Consider the following 19,601-nt stretch of genomic DNA (forward strand, 5'->3'; position numbering starts at 1 on the left):
GCCTGCCGAGAGTGACCCAGACCGGACAAAGCCGTCCGGCGAGCCGAGGAGTCGCCACATGCCTGCCAGCGCAGCGCCCCCCGTAGCACCGGTGACGAGATCAGGCGTCGAGAAATCGGCGATCAGGAAGGTCTCGACCCGACTCGTTCCCTTCGTGGCCCTGATGTTCTTCGTGAACTACCTGGACCGCACCGCCGTCTCCTTCGCGGAACCCAACGGGATGGGCCAGGACCTGGCGCTCACCGCCGCGCAGTTCGGCTTCGCCTCCGGGATCTTCTTCCTCGGGTACATCGTGCTCGAAGTCCCCAGCAACATGGCCCTGCACCGCTTCGGCGCCCGCCGCTGGCTGGCCCGCATCATGGTGACCTGGGGCGTCGTCTCCCTCCTCTTCACCTGGGTGAACAGCAGCACCGAGCTCTACGCCCTGCGCTTCCTGCTCGGCGTCGCGGAGGCCGGGTTCTTCCCCGGGGCGATCCTCTTCCTCAGCCAGTGGGTGCCGAGCCGCCACCGCACCAAGATCCTCGGCCTCTTCTATCTGGCCCAGCCGCTGACCACGGTCTTCGGCGCCCCGCTCGCGGGCTGGCTGATCGGCCACCACGGCCTGTTCGGCCTGGAGGGCTGGCGGGTGATGTTCCTCTTCGTGTCGGTCCCCGCGATCCTGCTCGGCGTCGTCGCCTGGTTCTATCTGATCGACCGCCCGGCCGACGCCAAGTGGCTCACCCCCGAGGAGAAGACCTGGCTCACCGGGGAACTGGCCGCGGAGAACGCCCAAAAGACCGGCCACGAGAGCGAGTCCGGTCATGAGGGCTCCGAGGGCAAGCACGCCAAGGGTGATCTGAAGGCCGCGTTCACCAACGGCCGCGTCTGGACCCTCGCCGTCGTCTACTTCGGCTTCATCTACGGCCTCTACGCCCTCGCGTTCTTCCTGCCGACCATCATCAACGGCTTCCAGGACCAGTACGGCACCACGTTCAGCGTGATGGACAAGGCCTGGATCACCGCGATCCCCTACCTCCCGGCCGCGATCGTCCTCTACTTCTGGACGCGGCACGCCACCCGCAGGGGCACCCGCACCTGGCACATCGCGGGCCCCGCGATCGTCGGCGGCGTCAGTATCCCGCTCGCCCTCTACATGGGCTCGCCGACGGCCACCGTCGCCGTCATCACGGTGACCGCGTGCGCGATCTTCGCCGCCCTGCCGGTGTTCTGGTCCGTGCCGTCCCGGTTCCTCACCGGCGCGGCCGCGGCGGCGGGCATCGCCCTGATCAACACCGCGGGCAACATCGCCGGCTTCGCCTCCAGCTACATCACCGGCTGGCTGAAGGACTTGAGCGGCGCCTACTACCTGCCGCTCTACCTGGTCGGCTTCTTCATGCTGCTCTCCGCCGCCCTGATGATCCGCCTGGGCGCCCGCGGCGGGACCGGCACACGACAGGCAGCCCACGAGCCGACGGAGGCCACGCGATGACCCGCCTGCACAACGACCCCGCCGCGTTCGCCGACGAGGCACTCGAAGGGTTCGCCGCGGCCCACGGCCGCTGGGTGCGGACCGTGCCCGGCGGTGTCGTGCGCGCGACGCCGAAGACATCCGGCCAGGTCGCCGTCGTCATCGGCGGCGGCTCCGGCCACTACCCCGCCTTCTCCGGCCTGGTCGGCCAGGGCCTGGCCCACGGAGCCGCCGTCGGCAACGTCTTCGCCTCGCCCTCCGCCCAGCAGATACGCAACGTCGCCAAGGCCGCCCACTGCGGCGGCGGGGTGCTTCTCATGTACGGCAACTACGCGGGCGACGTCCTGCACTTCGGCCAGGCGGCCGAGCGGCTGCGGGGCGAGGGCATCGACACCTCCGCCGTCGCCGTCACCGACGACGTGGCAAGCGCCGCCCCCGCCGAGTCGGCCAAACGGCGCGGCATCGCGGGCGACCTGCCCGTCTTCAAGGTGGTCGCCGCGGCGGCGGAACAGGGCCTCCCGCTGGCCGGCGTGACCCGCGTCGCCGAGCATGCGAACGCCCGTACCCGCTCCTTCGGCATCGCCTTCTCCGGCTGCACCCTGCCCGGAGCCGAGGAAGCCCTGTTCACCGTCCCCGAGGGACGGATGGCGCTCGGCCTCGGCATCCACGGCGAACCCGGCATCGACGAGCGGCCCGTGCCGAGCGCGGACGAGGCCGCCGACCTGCTCGTCTCCGCCCTCCTCAAGGAACTTCCCGAGGGCATAACGGAGTTGAGGGGCCAGCGCGCCGCCGTCATCCTCAACGGCCTGGGCTCCGTGAAGTACGAGGAACTGTTCGTCGTCTATCGCCGGGTCGCCTCACTCCTCGCCGAAGCGGGCGTCGAACCCGTCGACCCCGAGGTCGGCGAGCTGGTCACCAGCTTCGACATGGCGGGCGTCTCGCTCACCCTGACCTGGCTCGACGACGAACTCGAAGCCCTGTGGACGGCACCGGCCGACACCCCCGCCTACCGCAAGGGCACGGTCACCGCCCCCGCCGCCGACCCCTCGTACGAGAGCGAGGACGAGAGCGGCCTCGACGACATCTACGTCAGCGACGCCGTCCTGCCCGCAGCCACCGACGCCTCCCGCCGGGCCGCCGCCACCGCCCTCGAAGCCCTGCGGATCATCAAGGACACCGTCGAGGAGCACGCCGACGACCTCGGCCGCATCGACGCCGTCGCGGGCGACGGGGACCACGGCATCGGCATGCGGCGCGGCTCGCTCGGCGCCCACGAAGCCGCCGTACGGGCCCAGGAGTCGGGCGCCGGAGCGCAGACCCTGCTCACCCTCGCGGGCCACGCCTGGGCCGACAAGGCGGGCGGCACGTCGGGCGCCCTGTGGGGCGTGATCCTGCGCTCCGTCGGCGCCGCGCTCGGCGACACCGCGCGCCCCGATGCCGCCGCCCTCGCGCAGGGCGTACGCGAGGCGTCCGAGGGCGTGACGGCGCTCGGCGGCGCACAGGTGGGCGACAAGACCATGGTCGACGTCCTCGTACCGCTCGCAGAGACCCTCTCCGCGCAGGTCACCGCCGGTGCCGACCTCGCCGCCGCCTGGGACGCCGCCGCCACCGCCGCCGAGGGGGCAGCCAGGGACACGGCGCGGCTGCTTCCCCGGATGGGCCGGGCCCGGCCGCACGCCGAGAAGTCCCTGGGCACCGTCGACGCCGGCGCCCACTCCCTCGCCCTGATCGCCCGCGCCGTACACGGCGTTCTCACCCACCGCGGCTGAGCGTCACCACCACCGCAGTTAAGGAAGCAAGTCATGACCGAGAAGCTCCGTGTCGTCGTCGGCTGCGACGACGCCGGCTACCAGTACAAGGAAGCCCTCAAGCAGGACCTGAGGGACAGCGACCTGGTCGCGTCCGTCACCGACGTGGGCGTGGACGCCGACGGGCACACCGCCTACCCCAAGGTCGCCATCGCCGCCGCCGAGATGATCGCGCGCGGCGAGGCCGACCGCGCCCTCCTGGTGTGCGGCACCGGGCTCGGCGTCGCGATCGCCGCCAACAAGGTCAAGGGGGTACGGGCGGTCACCGCGCACGACTCGTTCTCCGTGGAGCGCGCGATCCTCTCCAACAACGCCCAGGTGCTCACCTTCGGGCAGCGCGTCGTCGGCATTGAACTGGCCCGCCGCCTCGCCGCCGAGTGGCTGACCTACCGTTTCGACGAGACCTCGCCGTCCGCCGCCAAGGTGCAGCTGATGAGCGACTACGAGGCCGCCTGATGCCGTCCCGCCCGGTCACCATCGGGGTGAGCCTGAAGATGTACTTCGGGCACACCCAGACCCTCAACTGGGCCCGCCGCCTGGCCCGTACGGCCGACCTGCACCCGGCCGTCACCGGCGGCGCGGCCCGCCTCTTCGTCCTGCCCGCGTTCCCCGCGATCGTCCCGGTCGCCGGGATCCTGGCCGGTTCCGGCGTCGCGGTCGGCGCCCAGGACATCGCCACCGAGGACGCGGGCCCCTACACCGGCGAGGTCTCGGGGCCCTCCCTCAAGGAGATCGGCTGCCGTTACGCCGAGGTCGGTCACGCCGAGCGCCGCCGCCTCTACGGCGAGGGAGACACCGTCGTCGCCGCCAAGACGGCCGCCGCCCTGCGCAACGGCCTCACCCCCGTCCTCTGCGTCGGCGAACTCGACCCGGTCACCCCGGACGAGGCGGCCCGCCGCACCGTCGCCGAAGCCGAACGGCTGCTGCACGGCACCACCGGCGAGGTCGTCCTCGCCTACGAGCCGCAGTGGGCGATCGGCGCCGCCGAACCCGCGTCCGCCGCCCACATCACCACGGTGTGCGCCGCCCTGACCCGCTGGCTCGACGCGCACCCCGCGCACACCGGCTCGACCGTCATCTACGGCGGCAGCGCGGGCCCCGGCCTACTCACCCGGCTCGGTCCGGACGTCGGCGGCCTCTTCCTGGGCCGCTTCGCCCACGACCCGGCCGCCGTCGAGTCCATCCTCGACGAGGTGCTCAACAGCTCCCACGCGGAGGTGGCGTGATGGCGTACGGCATCAGCACCTACGCCTACTTCTGGCGCATCTCCGCGCGCGCCCCGCGGCCCATGACGCTGCCCGGCATGCTGCGCGACACCCGCGCCCTGGGCGGCGAGGTCTTCCAGATCTGCGACTACCCCGAGATCGAGACGTACGACGCGGCGCAGCTCGCCGATGTCCGTGCCCTCGCCGACGACCTCGGCCTGACGCTGGAGCTCGGCACCCGCGGCGTGCGACCCGACCACCTGCTCAAGTACCTGGACATGGCACGGCAGTTGGGCGTCACGCTCGTCCGCTCCATGATGAACACCGCCACCCACCGGCCGACCCCCGCCGAGGCGATCGCGCTGCTCGGCGCGTCCGTGCCCGCGTACGCGGACGCCGGAGTGACGCTCGGCCTGGAGACGTACGAGCAGGTCTCCACGGACGACCTCGTCACCGTCGTCCGCGGCGTCGACAGCCGCCATCTCGGCGTCGTCCTCGACCCCGGCAACAGCGTGGCCCGCCTGGAGCGTCCCGCCGACGTGGTAGCGGCGACCGCGCCGTACGTGGTGAACATCCACGTCAAGGACTTCGCCTTCACCCGCCGTGACGGCTGGGTCGGCTTCACCTACGCGGGCTGCCCGCTCGGCACCGGCCTCCTCGACTACGACGGCATGATCGCCGCAGTCGGCGCGGCCCGCACACCCGGCGCACCCGGCGTGAACCAGATCGTGGAGCACTGGCTCCCGTGGCAGGACGGCGGCTTCGACGCCACGGCCCGCCTCGAACACCAGTGGACGCAACACAGCATCAGCACACTTCTGAGGAGCGAGTAATGGCCACCGAGATCAACACCGAGGTCGACGTGAAGACCGTCGCCGTCATCGGGGCCGCCGGCAAGATGGGCCAGCGTGTCTCCGACAACCTCGTGAAGAGCGACTTCCGGGTCCTCTTCTCCGAGGCGTCCGCCAAGGGCCAGGAGCTCATCCGCGGCCTCGGCCGCGAGCTGACCGAATCCGCCGACGCCGTCGCGGAGGCGGACGTCGTGATCCTCGCCGTCCCCGACGTCGTGCTCGGCACGGTCTCCGCCGAACTCGTCCCGCTGATGCGGTCCGGCGCCGTCGTCCTGACCCTCGACCCGGCCGCCGCCTACGCGGGCCTGCTCTTCGAGCGCGACGACATCCACTACGCGTGCGCCCACCCCTGCCACCCGTCCGTCTTCCTGGAGCGCACCACCAAGGAGGAGTGGCAGGACACCTTCGGCGGGATCGCCGCACCCCAGGAGGTCGTCGCCGCCTACGAAGGCGGCGACGAGGACAAGCGCGAACTCGCCGACTCCGTGATCCGCGTGATGTACGCGCCGGTCGTCGACGTGCACTGGGTGAGTGTCAAGCAGCTCGCCGTCCTGGAGCCGACCCTCGTCGAGACCATCGCCTGCATGGTCGGCGCGCTGCTCACCGAGGCGCTGCACGAGACCGTGCACACCGTCGGCGTCCCCGAGAAGGCCGCCCGCGCGATGCTCCTCGGCCACACCCAGGTGGCGCTCGCCAACACCCTCAAGGGCTCCAACCCGTTCTCCGACGCGTGCCTGATCGCGATGGACTACGGCCGTGAGTCGATCGTGCGCGAGGACTGGAAGAAGGTCTTCGACGACGAGGAGCTCGACAAGGTCATCACGCGCATGCTGAAGATCAAGGAGATCAAGCGCTGATCCGTGCGCGGGTCGCGGCGGGTTACCGGGTTACGGCACCGGCTTGGCCACCGGTGCCGCGGCCTCACGCTGATGCGGGATCAGACCCGGCGGCAGCTCGCCCTGCTGGACGTTGACCGTCCTGACCGGGGCGGGCACCCGGATGCCCTCGGCGCGGTAGCGCTGGTGGAGCTGCTTGATGAACTCGTGCTTGATGCGGTACTGGTCGCTGAACTCGCCGACGCCCAGGATCACCGTGAAGCTGATCCTTGAGTCGCCGAACGTGTGGAAACGCACGGCGGGTTCGTGCTCGGGAAGGGCGCCGTCGACGTCCTTCATGACGCTCTCCACGACCTCCGTCGTGATCCGCTCGACCTGCTCCAGATCACTGTCGTAGCTGACACCGACCTGGACCATGATGGACAGGTCCTGCTCGGGGCGGCTGAAGTTGGTCATGTTCGTGCCCGCGAGCTGGGCGTTGGGGATGATGACGAGGTTGTTCGACAGCTGACGCACCACCGTGTTGCGCCAGTTGATGTCGACGACGTAGCCCTCCTCGCCGCTGCTGAGCTTGATGTAGTCGCCCGGCTGCACCGTCTTCGCGGCGAGGATGTGCACGCCCGCGAAGAGGTTGGCCAGGGTGTCCTGAAGGGCCAGGGCCACCGCGAGGCCGCCGACGCCCAGGGCCGTGAGCAGCGGGGCGATGGAGACGCCGAGCGTCTGCAGGACGACGAGGAAACCCATCGCGAGCACGACGACCCGGGTGATGTTGACGAAGATCGTCGCCGAGCCCGCGACGCCCGACCGGGACTGCGCGACCGACTTGACCAGGGTGGTGACCACGCGGGCCGCCGTCAGGGTCGCGGCGAGGACGAGCAGGGCGGTCAGCGTCATCGAGACGTTGCGGCCGGTCCTCGGCGTGAGCGGAAGCGCCGCCGCCGCGACGGCCGCGCCGGCGGTTATCGCCGCGCAGGGGACCAGCGTGCGCACGGCGTCGACGATGACGTCGTCGCCGCTCCACCGGGTCCGGCTGGCCCGTTCACCGAGCCACCGCAGGACCATGCGCAGCAGCAGACCCGCCGCGATGCCAACGGCCACCGCTATACCGGCGGTGATCAGGTCGTGCCATGTGAGGGCTCGCTCCATCAGTTCATTCTCCAGGTGTGCGGGCGCACCGGACACATGTTCGCGGTCCGGCGCGAGCGTCATCCTGCCCCATGGGTGCGGCACCGTTGCCGGGGGCCCGCGCCAAGCCTGCCGTCAACCGGCCCGGCGCAGGGCGATTTCAGACATCCCGTGCGCCCGGCCTACGGCTTGCGCGCCACCCCCGCGTACATCGACACCGGCGTCCCGTTCCTGACCTCGTCGACACCGAGCTCCGGATGCCAGTCCGGCAGCCAGCCGATGCCGGGGTCGAGCAGTTCCAGGCCCTCGAAGAACCGCTCCACCTCGCCCCGCGCACGCGGTACGAGCGTGACGCCGCCCGCCCTGTACATCTCCACCGCCTGCCGTGTCCGCACCGGATCGAAGTCGCTCGAAATCTGGGAAAGGACCAGATGGCTGCCCGGCGCGAGCGCCGCCACGAGCGTCTCCACGACGTCGTACGCACCGTCGTCGTCGCTGATGAAGTGCAGCAGCGCGTTGAGCGAAACGGCCACCGGCTCGCTGAAGTCCAGTACGCCCTCGGCCTGTTCGAGGATCTTGTCCGGCTCGCGCGCGTCCGCCTGGAGGAACTCCGTCGCCCCCTCGGGCGTCCCCCGCAGCAGCGCCTCCGCGTGCGCGAGCACGGTCGGATCGTTGTCCACGTACACCACGCGGGCCTCGGCGGCGGCGAACTGGGCGATGCGGTGCAGGTTCGGCTCGGTGGGGATACCGGCGCCGATGTCCAGAAACTGGCGTATCCCGGCCTGACCCGCCAGATGGCGCGTGGCGCGCTGCATGAACCACCGGTTGTGCTGGGCGTAGTACTTGGCCTGCGGTTCGAGCGACACGATCTGCTGCCCGAGCTCCACGTCCACCGGGTAGTTGTCCTTGCCGCCCAGGTACCAGTCGTAGACCCGGGCGGGGTGCGCCTTGCTGGTGTCGATCGGATGCGTGGCGGGCGGCGGGATCGCGGTCATGCGTCAACTCCCAGGGGATCGGCGGGCGTTCAGACGGACTTCGCGTGCATCCGGCCATCGTGCCCGCTCGGCCCACCGCGCTCAAGAACCACCCGGATCGCACAGCACACGTAATTCTGCTCCCGCGCAGGGGGTTCCCTGACGGTGATGATTATGCAAGTCTCCTCCTTAATCTCCGGGAGAAGCGGTTGACCCACAGGTCAACAGTGCTGTCCCGGCCTCGACAGGGGTGAAGAAGTGTTGCGGAACGGAACGCGGGGGCATGACCTCGCCTCGTTGCGCCGCCTGAACACCACCGTCGTGCTGCGCGCCCTGCACCGCCGCAGCCCGCAGACACTCGCGGAGCTCGCCGCCGGCACCGGACTCTCCCGGCCCACCGTGGAAGCCGCCCTGGAGGAGCTGACCGCGCACGGCTGGGCGGGGGAGGCCGAGCGCGACGAAGGCGAGCGCGCGCCCGGCCGCCCCGCCCGGCGCTTCCGGTTCCGCGTGGAGGCGGGCAGGGTCCTGGGCGCCGACATCGGCCTGCACAAGATGGTGCTGCTCCTCGCCGACCTCGGCGGCACGGTCCTCGCCGTGCACCGCGAGGACATCGACCCGGAGCTGGGCGGCGCCGGCCGGCTCGACCTCCTGTGCAGGGGACTCGAAGCCTTCCTGGCCGCGCACGCCGTGCGGCGCGACGACCTCCTCGCCCGCTGCGTGGGCGTACCGGGCGTCGTCGACGCGGGCGGCACCATCACCTCGCACGTCATCCCCGAATGGTCCGGCGTCGACCTCGGGCGGCTGCTCGCCGACGAGGAACCGGGCCACACCCTCGTCGAGAACGACGTGAACCTCGCCGTGCTCGCCGAGCGCTGGCAGGGCGCCGCCACCCTCGCCGGTGACGTCGTCTGCGTCCTGACCGGCCACCGCGTGGCCTGCAGCCTCACCATCGGCGGACGGCTGCACCGGGGGCGGCGCGGCGGCGCGGGCGAACTGGGCCTGCTCCCGCTGCTCGGCATGAACACCGCGCAGGAGGCGCTCAGCTGGAAGGGCGCACGGCACCCCGGCGAGTCCGAGGTGGCCGCCCTCGCCCGCGCGGCGGACGACGCGGACCCGCGCGCCCTCGCCGCCGTCGCCGATTTCGCCGACCGCATCACGCCCGGCATCGCCGCCCTCGCCCTCGCCGTCGACCCCGAGCTCGTGGTGCTCACCGGCGGCGCGACCCCGCTCGGCGGCCATCTCGTGCCGCTCATCGAGGACAGGCTGCGCCCGCTGACCCTGCACGTCCCCCGCATCGCACTGAGCACGCTCGGCGAACGGGGCGTCGCGATCGGCGCCGTACGCAAGGCACTTGACCAGGTCGAATCCGACCTCCTGACGGATTCGGCGCTCTAGGACAGGAGGCACCCATGCGCAGGAGAACACTGCTGTACGGAGCGATGGCGGCGCCCCTGCTCGCCGCCTGCTCCCGACAGAGTGACGACGGCAAGGAGAGCGGCGGCCGGACCACCCTCTCCTACGGGGTCTGGGACGTGGCCCATGTGCCGGGGCTGCAGAAGGTGATCGACGCCTTCGAGAAGGAGAACCCCGACATATCCGTGCGCATAGAACTCACGCCCTGGTCGAGCTACTGGACCACCCTCAAGACCTCCATGCGCGGCGGCACGGCCCCCGACGTCTTCTGGATGAACGCGGTCAATCTCCAGCTCTACGCGTCCAGCGGCGTCCTGGAACCCCTCAGCGGACACATCAAGAGTGACGCGACCCCCGTGGACCGCCACCCCGAAGCGCTCGTGAAGATCTACGCCTACCAGGGCACGCAGTACGGCATTCCCAAGGACTTCGACACCATCGGCCTCTGGTACAACAAGGCGCTCTTCGACAAGGCGGGCATCAAGTACCCGGACGCGACCTGGACCTGGGACGACGTACGCGACGCCGCCGCCGAACTGACCAACCCGCGCGAGCGTGTGCACGGCATGGCCGCCGAGATGGACCGCCAGGCCCAGATCTACCCCGCCATCCACGGCGCGGGCGGCTACGTCCTCAAGGACGGGAAGTCCGGCTTCGGCGACGAGCGGTCCATCGAGGGCCTGCGCTACTGGACCGACATGATCGACCGCGGCTGGTCACCGCCGCAGAGCGCGATGGTCGAGTCCAAGGCACGCAACCGCTTCTGGTCGGAGAAGGCCGCCATGGTCTACGAGATATCCGCGTACTCCGGCCAGATGCACGCCACCCCCGCGATCAAGGACCACGGAGGCGTCGCCGTGCTGCCCAAGGGCCGCGAGCGCGCCACGATCATCCACGGCCTCGCCAACGTCATCTCCGCCAAGAGCCGCAAGAAGGCGGCCGCCTGGAAGTTCGTCCACTTCATGGCGGGCCGCAAGGCCGCCGAGATCCAGGCGTCGACGGGCGTCACCATCTCCTCGTACGAGGGGACGCAGGACGCCTGGATCAAGTCGATGCCCGAGTTCGACCTGAAGCACTTCGTCGACATGCTGGACTACGCCGTGCCCTACCCCAGCTCGAAGAACACCGCGGTCTGGGAGAACCTCCAGTACCCGCTCCTGGGCGCCGCGTTCAGCGGCAAGGGCGGCATCGAGAGCGCCGCGCGCACGCTGGGCGAACAGATGGACCGGGCCCTGAAGGAGGAGCGCGCATGATGAGTGTCTTTCCCTCCACGGCGGCGGCGAAGGCGGCGGAGCGCGGCAAACCGGCGTCCGGAGCCAGACCCGGCGTGCCCAAGCCACGCCGCCAGCGCGCCGCCTACCTCTTCGTCGCGCCGCTCGGCATCGGCTTCGCCGTCTTCTACTTCTGGCCGCTGCTCCAGACCTTCTTCTACAGCTTCACCGAGTTCGGGGCGTTCGGCGGCAACACCTGGGTCGGCACGGACAACTACGTGCGCGTCCTCAAGGACGTCACCGTCTGGCAGGCGCTCGGCAACACACTGATCTACTGCGTCATCGGGCTGCTCGCCCTGCCGCTCGCGATCGGCGTCGCGGCGCTGCTCAACCGGCGCGGACTGCGCGGCGTCCCGGTCTACCGCGCGCTCTACTTCATCCCGTTCGTGACGCTGCCCGTCGCCGTCGGACTCGTCTGGAACTGGCTCTACAACGGCGACTACGGCCTGATCAACGAAGTCTTCGAGTTCTTCGGCGCGGACCGCCGCTACTGGGTCTCCGACCCCTCGACCGCCGTGTACGCGATCGGCACCGTCATGGTCTGGTCGACCACCGGCTACTACTTGATCATCTTCATGGCGGGCATCAAGGGCATCCCGCAGGACTACTACGAAGCCGCCGAGCTGGACGGCGCCGGGCCGCTGCGCCGCTTCTTCACCATCACCCTGCCGCTGCTCAGCCCGACGATCTTCTTCGCGTCCATCATCTGCATGATCAACTCACTGCAGACCTTCGACCTGATCTACATCATGATGGCCGAGAAGAACCCGGCGATCGGCGACACCCAGTCCGTGGTGAGCCTCTTCTACAAATGGGCCTTCGTCGAGAACGCCCAGGGCGCCGCCGCCGCGCTCGCCTTCCTGCTCATGCTGATCATCGCGGCGCTGACGCTGGTGCAGTTCAGGCTGCAGAAGAGGTGGGTCCACTATGCCTGAGTCCTCCGTACGGCAGGCCGGCCGCCGGCGCTTCGACGCCGGGTCCGTCGCCACGCACGCGGTGCTCTCGCTGGGCGCCCTGGTGATGGTCTTCCCCTTCCTGTGGCAGCTGCTCACCGCGGCCAAGTCCCTCGCCGAGACGGCCAAGGTGCCGCCGACCTTCCTGCCCGACACCTGGAACTGGTCGAGCTTCGAAGAGGTCTTCACCGCGCTGCCGTTCCGGGAGATGCTCTTCAACAGCGTCTTCAACACCGTGGGGCGCACGGTCGGGCAGCTGGTGTTCTGCTCCCTGGCCGCCTACGCCTTCGCGCGCATGCAGTTCCGGGGCCGCAACGTCCTGTTCGGGCTCTTCCTGTCCGTGCTCATGGTGCCGAGCTCGCTGCTCGTCCTGCCGCAGTACGACATCATCCAGCGGCTCGGCCTGCTCAACTCGGCGCCCGCGCTGTTCCTGCCCGGCATGTTCAGCGCGTTCGGCACCTTCATGCTGCGGCAGTTCTTCCTCACGCTGCCCAAGGAGCTCGAGGAGGCCGCGCGGATCGACGGAGCGGGGGCGTTCCGCATCTTCTGGTCGATCATGCTGCCACTGGTGCGGCCCGCGCTCGCCGCGCTCGCCGTCATCACCGCGATGTGGTCCTGGAACGACCTCCTGTGGCCGCTGATCGTGAACACCGATCCGCAGAAGATGCCCATCAGTGCCGGACTGACCTCCCTGGAGGGGCAGTTCGAGACCAACTATCCCGTGATGATGGCCGGTTCGCTGATCGCGAGCCTGCCGATGCTCCTCGTCTACGTCCTCCTCCAGCGGCACTTCGTGCAGAGTGTCGCGCTCTCCGGCTCCAAGAGCTGACCCCCACCTCAGGACCACGAAAGGTTGCTCCGCTCATGCGAATAGGCCTGATCGGCGCGGGCGGCATCGCCCGCGCCCATCTCCCCGGCTGGCTGGAACTGGGTGCGCGCGTCGGCGTGTACACCGTCGACGGCTCGGCGGAGAAGCTCGCCGCCGAGTACGCGGGGCGTGACGTCGTCGCGGCGGGCAGCCTCGGCGAACTGCTCGCCGACTGCACGGCCGTCGACATCTGCACGCCCACGCCCACCCACAAGGAACTCGCCCTCGCGGCCGTCGCCGCGGGCCGGCACGTCATCTGCGAGAAGCCGCTCGCCCTCAATGCCGCCGACGCCGAGGAGATCGCGGCAGCCGCCGAGGCGGCGGGCGTGCGGCTCCACCCGGCTCATGTCGTGCGGTACTTCCCGGCGTACGCGGCCATGCAAAAGGCAGTGGCGAGTGGCGAGTTGGGCGATCTCGCCGTGCTGCGGTTCACGCGGGGCGGGGCGCGCCCGCAGTGGGCTCCCTGGTTCGCCGACCCCGCCCAGTCCGGTGGCGTGATCATGGATCTGATGGTGCACGACATCGACATCGCCCGCTGGATCGCGGGCGACGTGATCCGCGTGCACGCGCAGACGCGAGGCGTCGAGCACGCCACCGGCGCCGAACAGGCCGAGGTCGTGTCGGCGACCGCCGTGCTCACCCACGCCTCCGGCGTGATCAGCCACATCACCGGACTGTGGGGCCTCGCGGACCAGCAGTTCCGTACGACGTTCCGGGTCGCGGGCAGCGACGGACTCCTGCGGCACGACTCCACGTCCGTGCCCGGCTACCGCATCACCGCGCAGGGGGTGCGCGCGGCCAACGAGGGCATTCCCTCCAGCCCGATGACGGAGAGCCCCTACCTGTCCGAGCTGCGGGAGTTCGCGGCCTCGTGGCAGGAGGGCGGCGGCGAACCGCGGGTGAGCGCCGGGGACGGGATCGAAGCGGTGCGGATCGCCGAGGCGGCGGTGGAGTCGAGCCGTACGGGCCGGGCGGTCGAGATCCGCGCGGGTATCACGAGCACGGCCATCACGAGCACCGGCATCACGAACACGAAGGGGGTCACGCGATGAAGGTCGCCGTGCTGTCGTTCGCCCATGTCCACGCGGCCGGATATCTGCGGCTCCTGTCCCGTATGCCGGGCATCGAGGTCATCGGCAGCGACCCGGACACCGCGTCGGCCGCGCCCGGCGAGGTGCGGGGGCGCGCGTTCGCCGAGGAGATGGGGGCGGCGTATGCGCAGACGTACGAGGAGGTGTTCGCCTGGGGCCCGGACGCGGTGATCGTCTGCTCCGAGAACGCCCGCCACCGGCCTTTGGTGGAGCTCGCCGCGTCGCACGGCGTGGACGTCCTGTGCGAGAAGCCGCTGGCCACGACCGTCGAGGACGGCGAGGCGATGCTGGCGGCCTGCCGCGCGGCAGGTGTACGGCTCGCGGTCGCCTTTCCCGTCCGCTTCAGCCCCGCGTACGCGGCCGTCAAGGCGGCCGTCGCTTCGGGTGAGGCGGGCCGGGTCCTGACGGTGTCCGGCGCGAACAACGGGTCCATGCCGAGCGTCCGGCGCTGGTTCGCCGACCCCGAACTCGCGGGCGGGGGCGCCTTGATGGACCACACCGTCCACATCGCCGACCTCCTGGACGACCTCTTCGGGGAGGCCCGCCCGGTCGACGTGTACGCCCAGACGAACAACCGCATGTACGAGGGCGAGGTCGACGCCGAGACCAGCGGGCTGGTCACCGTGACCTACGACAACGGCTCGGTGGCCACCATCGACTGCAGCTGGTCGCACCCCCGCTCGCACCACTCCTGGGGCGGGCTCGAACTCACCGTGGTCGGTGAGCGGGCGACCCTGGAGATGGACGCCTTCGACCAGACGGTCCACGGCTTCAGCGAACGCCGCGGCCAGGGCCTCGAACTCCCCTTCGGCGCCGACCTGGACGAACTGATGCTCCGGGCGTTCCTGTACGGCCCCGACGAGGGCGGTATGAACGTGGCCGACGGCGAGGGCGGCCTACGAACACTGAAAATAGTGACGGCAGGCTATGAGTCGGCCCGGAGCGGGGTTCCGGTGGCGGTGAACTGAGGGGGGCGCTGCGGCGGCCGGGGGCATCCGGCGGGTGACGTTGCGCTTCCCAGCGTGGGCACCGCCAGGCCCGGGGTCCGTCGCCCTCAGCCGCCGAAGAGCTGGGTCCAGTACGTGCCCGCCGAGCCGCCGCCCGCGAAGCCGACGCCGAGGTGGGTGAAGGACGGTTTGAGGATGTTGGCCCGGTGGCCGGGGCTGTTCATCCAGCCGTCCACCACCTCGGCGGGCGTGCGCTGCCCGCAGGCGATGTTCTCGCCGATCGAGCGGTGCGTACTGCCCGCCGCTGACGCGCGGTCCCAGGGTTGCCCGCCGTCCGGCGACGTGTGGGCGTAGAAGGCGCGGGCGATCATGTCCGCGCTGTGGTTCTGCGCCGCCACGGTCAGGAGCGGGTCGGGGGAGAGGGGGCCGAGTCCGGCCGCGGTCCGTTCGGCGTTGGTGAGCCGCAGCACGGAGTTCCCCCACTCCGCGAGCCCCTGCGGGGTGAACGGGGCGGCCCATAGCGCCGTCCAGTAGAGGTCGCCGGAGCGCGCGTCGGCGGTGTGGGCCACCCCGACCTGCGTGTAGATGCGGCTGTGCACCGTACGCCGTGACTGCTCGCCCGAGAGGCAGTACTCCACGAAGTCGGCGGGCGTCCGCGGCCCGGAGACCAGATGCTCGCCGATGGCCAGATACGCATACCCGCCCGCGACGACGCGCTGGTAGAGGGACGTGCCGTCCGCGTGCTCCGAGCTGAGCACGGACCGCGCCGCCATCCCGGCGGCATGCGCGCCCGCGGCGGCGGTCAGCCGGGCATCGAGGGTGACCGGCGGCGCGCCCACCGACGCCCGCGAGGCGTTCACCAGCGGGAGGAACCCGTCGGGGTCGGCCGGCCCCGGGGAGGCGGCCGGCCCGGCGTGCGCGGACCGGTCGGAAGGGATGAGCGGCCGTCCGGAAGACGCGGGCCGGAAAGGCGGCGGTCCGGAGGGCGCGGGCGACCGAGGAGGACCGGAGGAGGTGCCAGGCCGTGCACCGGACGGGGTGCCGGGCCGTCCACCGGAGGGGGCGCCGGGCCCCGCACCGGCAAAGGCGCCCGGCCCTGCACCGGACGGAGAGCCCGGCCGCGCACCGGAAGAGGCGCCCGGCCCTGCACCGGAACCCACCGGCGGCTGCGGCGCCTCCTCCTGCGCCACATCCACCCCGAAGTCCCTCGCCACCCCCGCGAGCCCGTCCGCGTACCCCTGGCCGATCGCCCGCAGCTTCCACCCCGTCCCCCGGCGGTAGATCTCCGCGAGCAGCAGCACCGTCTCGCGGTCGGGGCGCGGCGGTGTGAAACGGGCCACGGGCTGACCGCCGGGCCCGTGCACCTGGAGCGCGACGGCGGGCAGGCGGCCCAGGGGAGTGCCCGGCTCGGCGGGGCTGACGGCCACGGTGACGCGGCTGGCACCGGCGCGCAGGTGCCGCACGTCGACCGTGACCGAGTCGCCCCGGAGCCGGGCGCCGGGCGCGGCGGGCTGGTTGTAGAAGACGAAGTCGCCGTCGCCGGCGACCTTCCCGCTGTCATCCGTGACGATCACGGACAGGTCGAAGGGGCCGGGCACCCGCAGCGTGACGGCACCGTCCGGCAGCGGCACGTTCCCCCCGGCAACCAGCTCGTTCATGCAAGGACAACGCGAGAGCGCCGCCACGGGGTTCCCGGCAGAACACGGCGCCGGACAGGGCGCCGGACAGAGCGGCACCGCAGCGCGGAGGACCGCTGAGACCGGAGCCGGATCCGCGCCGAAATCGGCGGGTATTAGCGTGGGGTCCACGGGAAAGCACAATTCACCGACAGGATCCGAGGTGCCCGGCAGATGGCAAGCCGCAGCGAGAGCCGTACCCAGCTCGTCGAAGGACTCATGGAGCGGTTCCCGCAGGTGCCGCGAGAGGCGGTGATCAAGGAGGACCTGCTCAGGGGCGGAATGGCCTTCGACGAGTCCGCCCTCAGCGACAACGAGGGAGGCGACGTCAAGCCGAAGTCGTACTTCATCTTCTCCTTCGACCACAGCACCCTGCCCGAGCTCGGCGCCGCCGCCCTGCGCCGCCCGCCCGAGGAGATCGTCCTCACCGGCGGCCCCTACGACCTGCGCCGCACGGTCGTCTCGGTCCGCGTGAACCCCTCGTCGCCCTACCGCGTCGCCGCGGACGACGACGGCGTCCTGGGCCTCTACCTGGACGGCGTCCGGATCTCCGACGTGGGCCTGCCGCCGATGCCGGACTACTACCGGCACACGCTGGAGAACGGCAAGTCCGTCATGGAGGTGGCGCCCACCATCCAGTGGGGCTACCTCATCTACCTGACGGTCTTCCGGGTCTGCCAGTACTTCGGCGCCAAGGAGGAGTGCGGGTACTGCGACATCAACCACAACTGGCGCCAGCAGAAGGCGGCGGGCCGCCCCTACACGGGCGTGAAGCCGATGGACGAGGTCCTCGAAGCCCTCGCCATCATCGACAAGTACGACACCGCGAAGTCCTCCACCGCGTACACGCTCACCGGCGGCGCCATCACCTCGCAGCTCCAGGGCAAGGACGAGGCCGACTTCTACGGGCAGTACGCGAAGGCCATCGAGGAGCGCTTCCCCGGCCGCTGGATCGGCAAGGTCGTCGCGCAGGCCCTGCCCAAGGCGGACGTCCAGCGCTTCCACGACTACGGCGTGCGGATCTACCACCCCAACTACGAGGTGTGGGACCCGTACCTCTTCGAGCGCTACTGCCCCGGCAAGGAGCGCTACGTGGGCCGCGACGAGTGGCACCGCCGCATCCTGGACTCCGCCGAGGTCTTCGGACCGCGCAACGTCATCCCGAACTTCGTGGCGGGCGTGGAGATGGCGGAGCCGTTCGGCTTCAAGACGGTCGGCGAGGCGATCGACTCCACCGTCGAGGGCCTGCAGTACTTCATGTCGCGCGGCATCACGCCCCGCTTCACCACCTGGTGCCCGGAGCCCACGACACCGCTGGGCAAGGCGAACCCGCTGGGCGCCCCGCTGGAGTACCACGTACGTCTCCTGGAGGCGTACCGCGCCACGATGGAGGACAACGGCCTGTCGTCGCCGCCCGGATACGGTCCCGCGGGGCCGGGGCGCGCGGTGTTCTCCGTCTCCTCGTTCATGGACAGCCTGGCCCCCGAGGCGGCTGCCCCCGAGGACCAGGTGTCGCAGACCGCGGCGACCGGCAAGGCCTAGGCCGTCTCCTCCGCGGCGCCGACGCGGCCGGTGACCAGCAGGTCGCCGTCCGGGGTGCGCCGCGCGAGGTGTCCGGTGCGGAAGTAGCCGTCGGCGGTGAAGGAGCGCGCCTTGCGTTCGGGCGCACGGTAGTAGCCCCGCGGGATGGACGGCCCGCGGGCGAGGAGTTCGCCGGGCTCCCCGTCGGGCACGTCCTCGCCGTCGGCGCCGACCACGCGGAACTCGTCGTCCGGCGAGAGCGGCCGGCCCTGCGCGGCCGGCACGGTCTCGCCGGGACGGGCGGGCCGGGCGAGGACGAGGGGCCCCTCGGCCAGCGCGAAGACCCGCTGGAGGTGGCAGCCGAGCCCGGAGCGCAGCCGCTCGGCGGTCTCCGGGTCCGCGGGCGCGCCGCCGACCTGCACGAGCCGCAGACTGCTCAGGTCGGCCCCGGACGCGGGAAGCGCGTCGAGCCAGCGCCGGGCGGCGGCGGGCGCAAGGGCCGTGACGGTGACGTGCTCCCGCTCGACGGCCGCGAGGCAGTCGGCCGGTGACTGGTTCTCGGCCAGGACGACAGTGCCGCCGACGGAGAGGGTGCCGAGGATGCCGGGGCAGCCGAAGGCGAGGTTGAATTCGGCGGGCAGCGCGGCGAGATACACGTCGTCCTCGGTGAGCGACACCGCGTCGGCGGCGGCCCGCGCCTGGTAGGCGTAGTCGTCGTGGGTGCGCGCGATGAGCTCGGGCATCGCGGTGACGTCCGCGTTGGTGTCTTCGGAGAGCAGGAAGAACGCCACCTGGTCGGCGCTCTGAGCGACTGCCGGACCGGGCGGGGCGTCGACGGAGGCCAGCGGGAAGTAGTGACAGCCCGAGGAGTCGGTCGTCATGCCCCCGTACGGGGACGCCTCGCCCGGCGCCTCAAGGGTGAACACCCGGCGCAGGAACGCCCCGCGCGCCGCGATGTCCGCTGCCATCGCCGCGTGGTCGAAGCCTTCGTACGTCGAGGGGCCGACGTACCCGGCGGCCTGGCTGACCCGCGCGACGTGCGACACCTCGGACGCGCGGTGCGAGAGGGGGCAGATCACGGGGATCGCGCCGACGCGCATCAGCGCGAACACGGTGACGACGAACTCGGGGACGTTCGGAAGCTGGACGACGACCCGCTGCCGGGGCCGGACGCCGCGCAGCCGGAATCCGGCGGCCATGCGGTCCACGCGCCGGTTCAGGTTCGCGTACGTGAGGCGCGTACCGCCGTGTACGAGCGCGGTCCGCGGCCCGTACTGCAGGGCCCAGCCCCGCACCAGGTTCTCCAGGGTGTTGCCGCGCCAGTGCCCGGCCGACCAGTAGCGGTCGGTGAACTCCGGGGGCCAGGGCGTACAGCCGTCGAGCATGGATGGCATGCGCGGGTCGCGTCCCCTTCCGACTCTCGGTTCCGGGGAGCGACCCCGCTGTCCTGACCCCGGCAACCCAATCGGTCGACCACCGCGCGCGCAATGTGCTTTTCGAACCAGGAACGTCGAATTCCGTCGGTGAAAAGTCCAATGGGATTGCTGCCGCACACAAGCCGGTGGGGAATGCGCGTCATGCGCATTCCCCACCGGTGAAACCTCCCGGCCCGCCC

17 protein-coding genes are annotated in these 19,601 nt (G+C 71.1%); 13 read left to right on the plus strand and 4 right to left on the minus strand.

Going from position 1 to position 19,601, the window contains the following annotated elements; genetic code table 11:
* Window positions 1-58 precede the first annotated feature (58 nt).
* The 6 genes from ABZ906_RS04960 to ABZ906_RS04985 are packed head-to-tail and all read left to right on the plus strand — an operon-like array spanning window position 59 to window position 6,168.
* Window positions 59-1,468, plus strand: coding sequence for an MFS transporter (locus ABZ906_RS04960; protein WP_361377417.1), 1,410 nt, complete (start codon window positions 59-61; stop codon window positions 1,466-1,468).
* Window positions 1,465-3,216, plus strand: a complete 1,752-nt coding sequence (locus tag ABZ906_RS04965) for a dihydroxyacetone kinase family protein (RefSeq protein ID WP_361377420.1) — start codon at window positions 1,465-1,467, stop codon at window positions 3,214-3,216. Before ABZ906_RS04960 ends, ABZ906_RS04965 begins: the two co-directional genes overlap by 4 nt.
* Window positions 3,217-3,249: 33 nt before the next feature.
* Window positions 3,250-3,711, plus strand: coding sequence for a ribose-5-phosphate isomerase (locus ABZ906_RS04970; protein WP_361377423.1), 462 nt, complete (start codon window positions 3,250-3,252; stop codon window positions 3,709-3,711).
* Window positions 3,711-4,481 (plus strand): triose-phosphate isomerase family protein, encoded by a 771-nt coding sequence (locus tag ABZ906_RS04975; protein WP_361185682.1) that lies wholly within the window; start codon window positions 3,711-3,713, stop codon window positions 4,479-4,481. The genes ABZ906_RS04970 and ABZ906_RS04975 overlap by 1 nt, the downstream gene beginning before the upstream one ends.
* The gene (locus ABZ906_RS04980; RefSeq protein WP_361377426.1) at window positions 4,481-5,293 is read left to right on the plus strand and encodes a TIM barrel protein; all 813 of its coding nucleotides are present in this window, start codon (window positions 4,481-4,483) and stop codon (window positions 5,291-5,293) included. The genes ABZ906_RS04975 and ABZ906_RS04980 overlap by 1 nt, the downstream gene beginning before the upstream one ends.
* A complete protein-coding gene (locus tag ABZ906_RS04985; protein WP_361377429.1) occupies window positions 5,293-6,168 on the plus strand; it encodes a phosphogluconate dehydrogenase C-terminal domain-containing protein in 876 nt (291 codons plus the stop codon). The genes ABZ906_RS04980 and ABZ906_RS04985 overlap by 1 nt, the downstream gene beginning before the upstream one ends.
* Before the next feature lie 30 nt (window positions 6,169-6,198).
* Here the strand turns inward: ABZ906_RS04985 and ABZ906_RS04990 are convergent, their stop codons facing one another.
* Together ABZ906_RS04990 and ABZ906_RS04995 are read right to left on the minus strand one after the other, a co-directional pair.
* Window positions 6,199-7,293, minus strand: a complete 1,095-nt coding sequence (locus tag ABZ906_RS04990; RefSeq protein WP_361377432.1) for a mechanosensitive ion channel family protein — start codon at window positions 7,291-7,293, stop codon at window positions 6,199-6,201.
* A gap of 161 nt (window positions 7,294-7,454) precedes the next feature.
* Complete coding sequence (locus ABZ906_RS04995) at window positions 7,455-8,267, minus strand: SAM-dependent methyltransferase (RefSeq protein WP_361377435.1); 813 nt, start codon at window positions 8,265-8,267, stop codon at window positions 7,455-7,457.
* 237 nt (window positions 8,268-8,504) lie between these two features.
* Between ABZ906_RS04995 and ABZ906_RS05000 the strand changes: the two genes are divergently transcribed.
* From ABZ906_RS05000 to ABZ906_RS05025, 6 genes are read left to right on the plus strand one after another with little or no spacing between them, the layout of a single operon-like run.
* The gene (locus ABZ906_RS05000; protein ID WP_361377438.1) at window positions 8,505-9,641 is read left to right on the plus strand and encodes an ROK family protein; all 1,137 of its coding nucleotides are present in this window, start codon (window positions 8,505-8,507) and stop codon (window positions 9,639-9,641) included.
* Between the two features lie 14 nt (window positions 9,642-9,655).
* On the plus strand, window positions 9,656-10,912 hold the full coding sequence (locus ABZ906_RS05005) for a sugar ABC transporter substrate-binding protein (protein ID WP_361377441.1): 1,257 nt from the start codon (window positions 9,656-9,658) through the stop codon (window positions 10,910-10,912).
* Window positions 10,909-11,865, plus strand: a complete 957-nt coding sequence (locus tag ABZ906_RS05010; RefSeq protein ID WP_361185702.1) for a sugar ABC transporter permease — start codon at window positions 10,909-10,911, stop codon at window positions 11,863-11,865. Before ABZ906_RS05005 ends, ABZ906_RS05010 begins: the two co-directional genes overlap by 4 nt.
* Window positions 11,858-12,712 (plus strand): carbohydrate ABC transporter permease, encoded by an 855-nt coding sequence (locus tag ABZ906_RS05015; RefSeq protein WP_361185704.1) that lies wholly within the window; start codon window positions 11,858-11,860, stop codon window positions 12,710-12,712. Before ABZ906_RS05010 ends, ABZ906_RS05015 begins: the two co-directional genes overlap by 8 nt.
* Window positions 12,713-12,747: 35 nt before the next feature.
* Entirely contained in the window at window positions 12,748-13,803 is a 1,056-nt protein-coding gene (locus ABZ906_RS05020; protein ID WP_361377444.1) for a Gfo/Idh/MocA family oxidoreductase, read from the plus strand.
* On the plus strand, window positions 13,800-14,810 hold the full coding sequence (locus ABZ906_RS05025; protein ID WP_361377447.1) for a Gfo/Idh/MocA family oxidoreductase: 1,011 nt from the start codon (window positions 13,800-13,802) through the stop codon (window positions 14,808-14,810). Before ABZ906_RS05020 ends, ABZ906_RS05025 begins: the two co-directional genes overlap by 4 nt.
* An 86-nt stretch (window positions 14,811-14,896) precedes the next feature.
* Here the strand turns inward: ABZ906_RS05025 and ABZ906_RS05030 are convergent, their stop codons facing one another.
* The gene (locus ABZ906_RS05030) at window positions 14,897-16,447 is read right to left on the minus strand and encodes a CAP domain-containing protein (protein ID WP_361377450.1); all 1,551 of its coding nucleotides are present in this window, start codon (window positions 16,445-16,447) and stop codon (window positions 14,897-14,899) included.
* Window positions 16,448-16,639: 192 nt separating this feature from the next.
* Between ABZ906_RS05030 and ABZ906_RS05035 the strand changes: the two genes are divergently transcribed.
* The gene (locus ABZ906_RS05035; protein WP_361185714.1) at window positions 16,640-18,007 is read left to right on the plus strand and encodes a radical SAM protein; all 1,368 of its coding nucleotides are present in this window, start codon (window positions 16,640-16,642) and stop codon (window positions 18,005-18,007) included.
* Here ABZ906_RS05035 and ABZ906_RS05040 read toward each other — a convergent pair.
* Window positions 18,004-19,380 carry an AMP-binding protein gene (locus tag ABZ906_RS05040; RefSeq protein ID WP_361377453.1) on the minus strand — a complete coding sequence of 459 codons (1,377 nt, stop codon included), beginning with the start codon at window positions 19,378-19,380 and terminating at the stop codon, window positions 18,004-18,006. The two genes, ABZ906_RS05035 and ABZ906_RS05040, sit on opposite strands and share 4 nt — an antisense overlap.
* Window positions 19,381-19,601: the final 221 nt, after the last annotated feature.

The organism is Streptomyces sp. NPDC046925, from assembly GCF_040644915.1.
Taxonomy (GTDB): domain Bacteria; phylum Actinomycetota; class Actinomycetes; order Streptomycetales; family Streptomycetaceae; genus Streptomyces.

Excerpts from the sequence above, each read along its gene's own strand:
- ABZ906_RS04960 (WP_361377417.1), top strand. The coding sequence starts at position 59 with ATGCCTGCCAGCGCAGCGCCCCCCGTAGCACCGGTGACGAGATCAGGC.
- ABZ906_RS04965 (WP_361377420.1), top strand. The coding sequence starts at position 1,465 with ATGACCCGCCTGCACAACGACCCCGCCGCGTTCGCCGACGAGGCACTC.
- ABZ906_RS04970 (WP_361377423.1), top strand. The coding sequence starts at position 3,250 with ATGACCGAGAAGCTCCGTGTCGTCGTCGGCTGCGACGACGCCGGCTAC.
- ABZ906_RS04975 (WP_361185682.1), top strand. The coding sequence starts at position 3,711 with ATGCCGTCCCGCCCGGTCACCATCGGGGTGAGCCTGAAGATGTACTTC.
- ABZ906_RS04980 (WP_361377426.1), top strand. The coding sequence starts at position 4,481 with ATGGCGTACGGCATCAGCACCTACGCCTACTTCTGGCGCATCTCCGCG.
- ABZ906_RS04985 (WP_361377429.1), top strand. The coding sequence starts at position 5,293 with ATGGCCACCGAGATCAACACCGAGGTCGACGTGAAGACCGTCGCCGTC.
- ABZ906_RS04990 (WP_361377432.1), bottom strand. The coding sequence starts at position 7,293 with ATGGAGCGAGCCCTCACATGGCACGACCTGATCACCGCCGGTATAGCG.
- ABZ906_RS04995 (WP_361377435.1), bottom strand. The coding sequence starts at position 8,267 with ATGACCGCGATCCCGCCGCCCGCCACGCATCCGATCGACACCAGCAAG.
- ABZ906_RS05005 (WP_361377441.1), top strand. The coding sequence starts at position 9,656 with ATGCGCAGGAGAACACTGCTGTACGGAGCGATGGCGGCGCCCCTGCTC.
- ABZ906_RS05010 (WP_361185702.1), top strand. The coding sequence starts at position 10,909 with ATGATGAGTGTCTTTCCCTCCACGGCGGCGGCGAAGGCGGCGGAGCGC.
- ABZ906_RS05015 (WP_361185704.1), top strand. The coding sequence starts at position 11,858 with ATGCCTGAGTCCTCCGTACGGCAGGCCGGCCGCCGGCGCTTCGACGCC.
- ABZ906_RS05020 (WP_361377444.1), top strand. The coding sequence starts at position 12,748 with ATGCGAATAGGCCTGATCGGCGCGGGCGGCATCGCCCGCGCCCATCTC.
- ABZ906_RS05025 (WP_361377447.1), top strand. The coding sequence starts at position 13,800 with ATGAAGGTCGCCGTGCTGTCGTTCGCCCATGTCCACGCGGCCGGATAT.
- ABZ906_RS05030 (WP_361377450.1), bottom strand. The coding sequence starts at position 16,447 with ATGAACGAGCTGGTTGCCGGGGGGAACGTGCCGCTGCCGGACGGTGCC.
- ABZ906_RS05035 (WP_361185714.1), top strand. The coding sequence starts at position 16,640 with ATGGCAAGCCGCAGCGAGAGCCGTACCCAGCTCGTCGAAGGACTCATG.
- ABZ906_RS05040 (WP_361377453.1), bottom strand. The coding sequence starts at position 19,380 with ATGCCATCCATGCTCGACGGCTGTACGCCCTGGCCCCCGGAGTTCACC.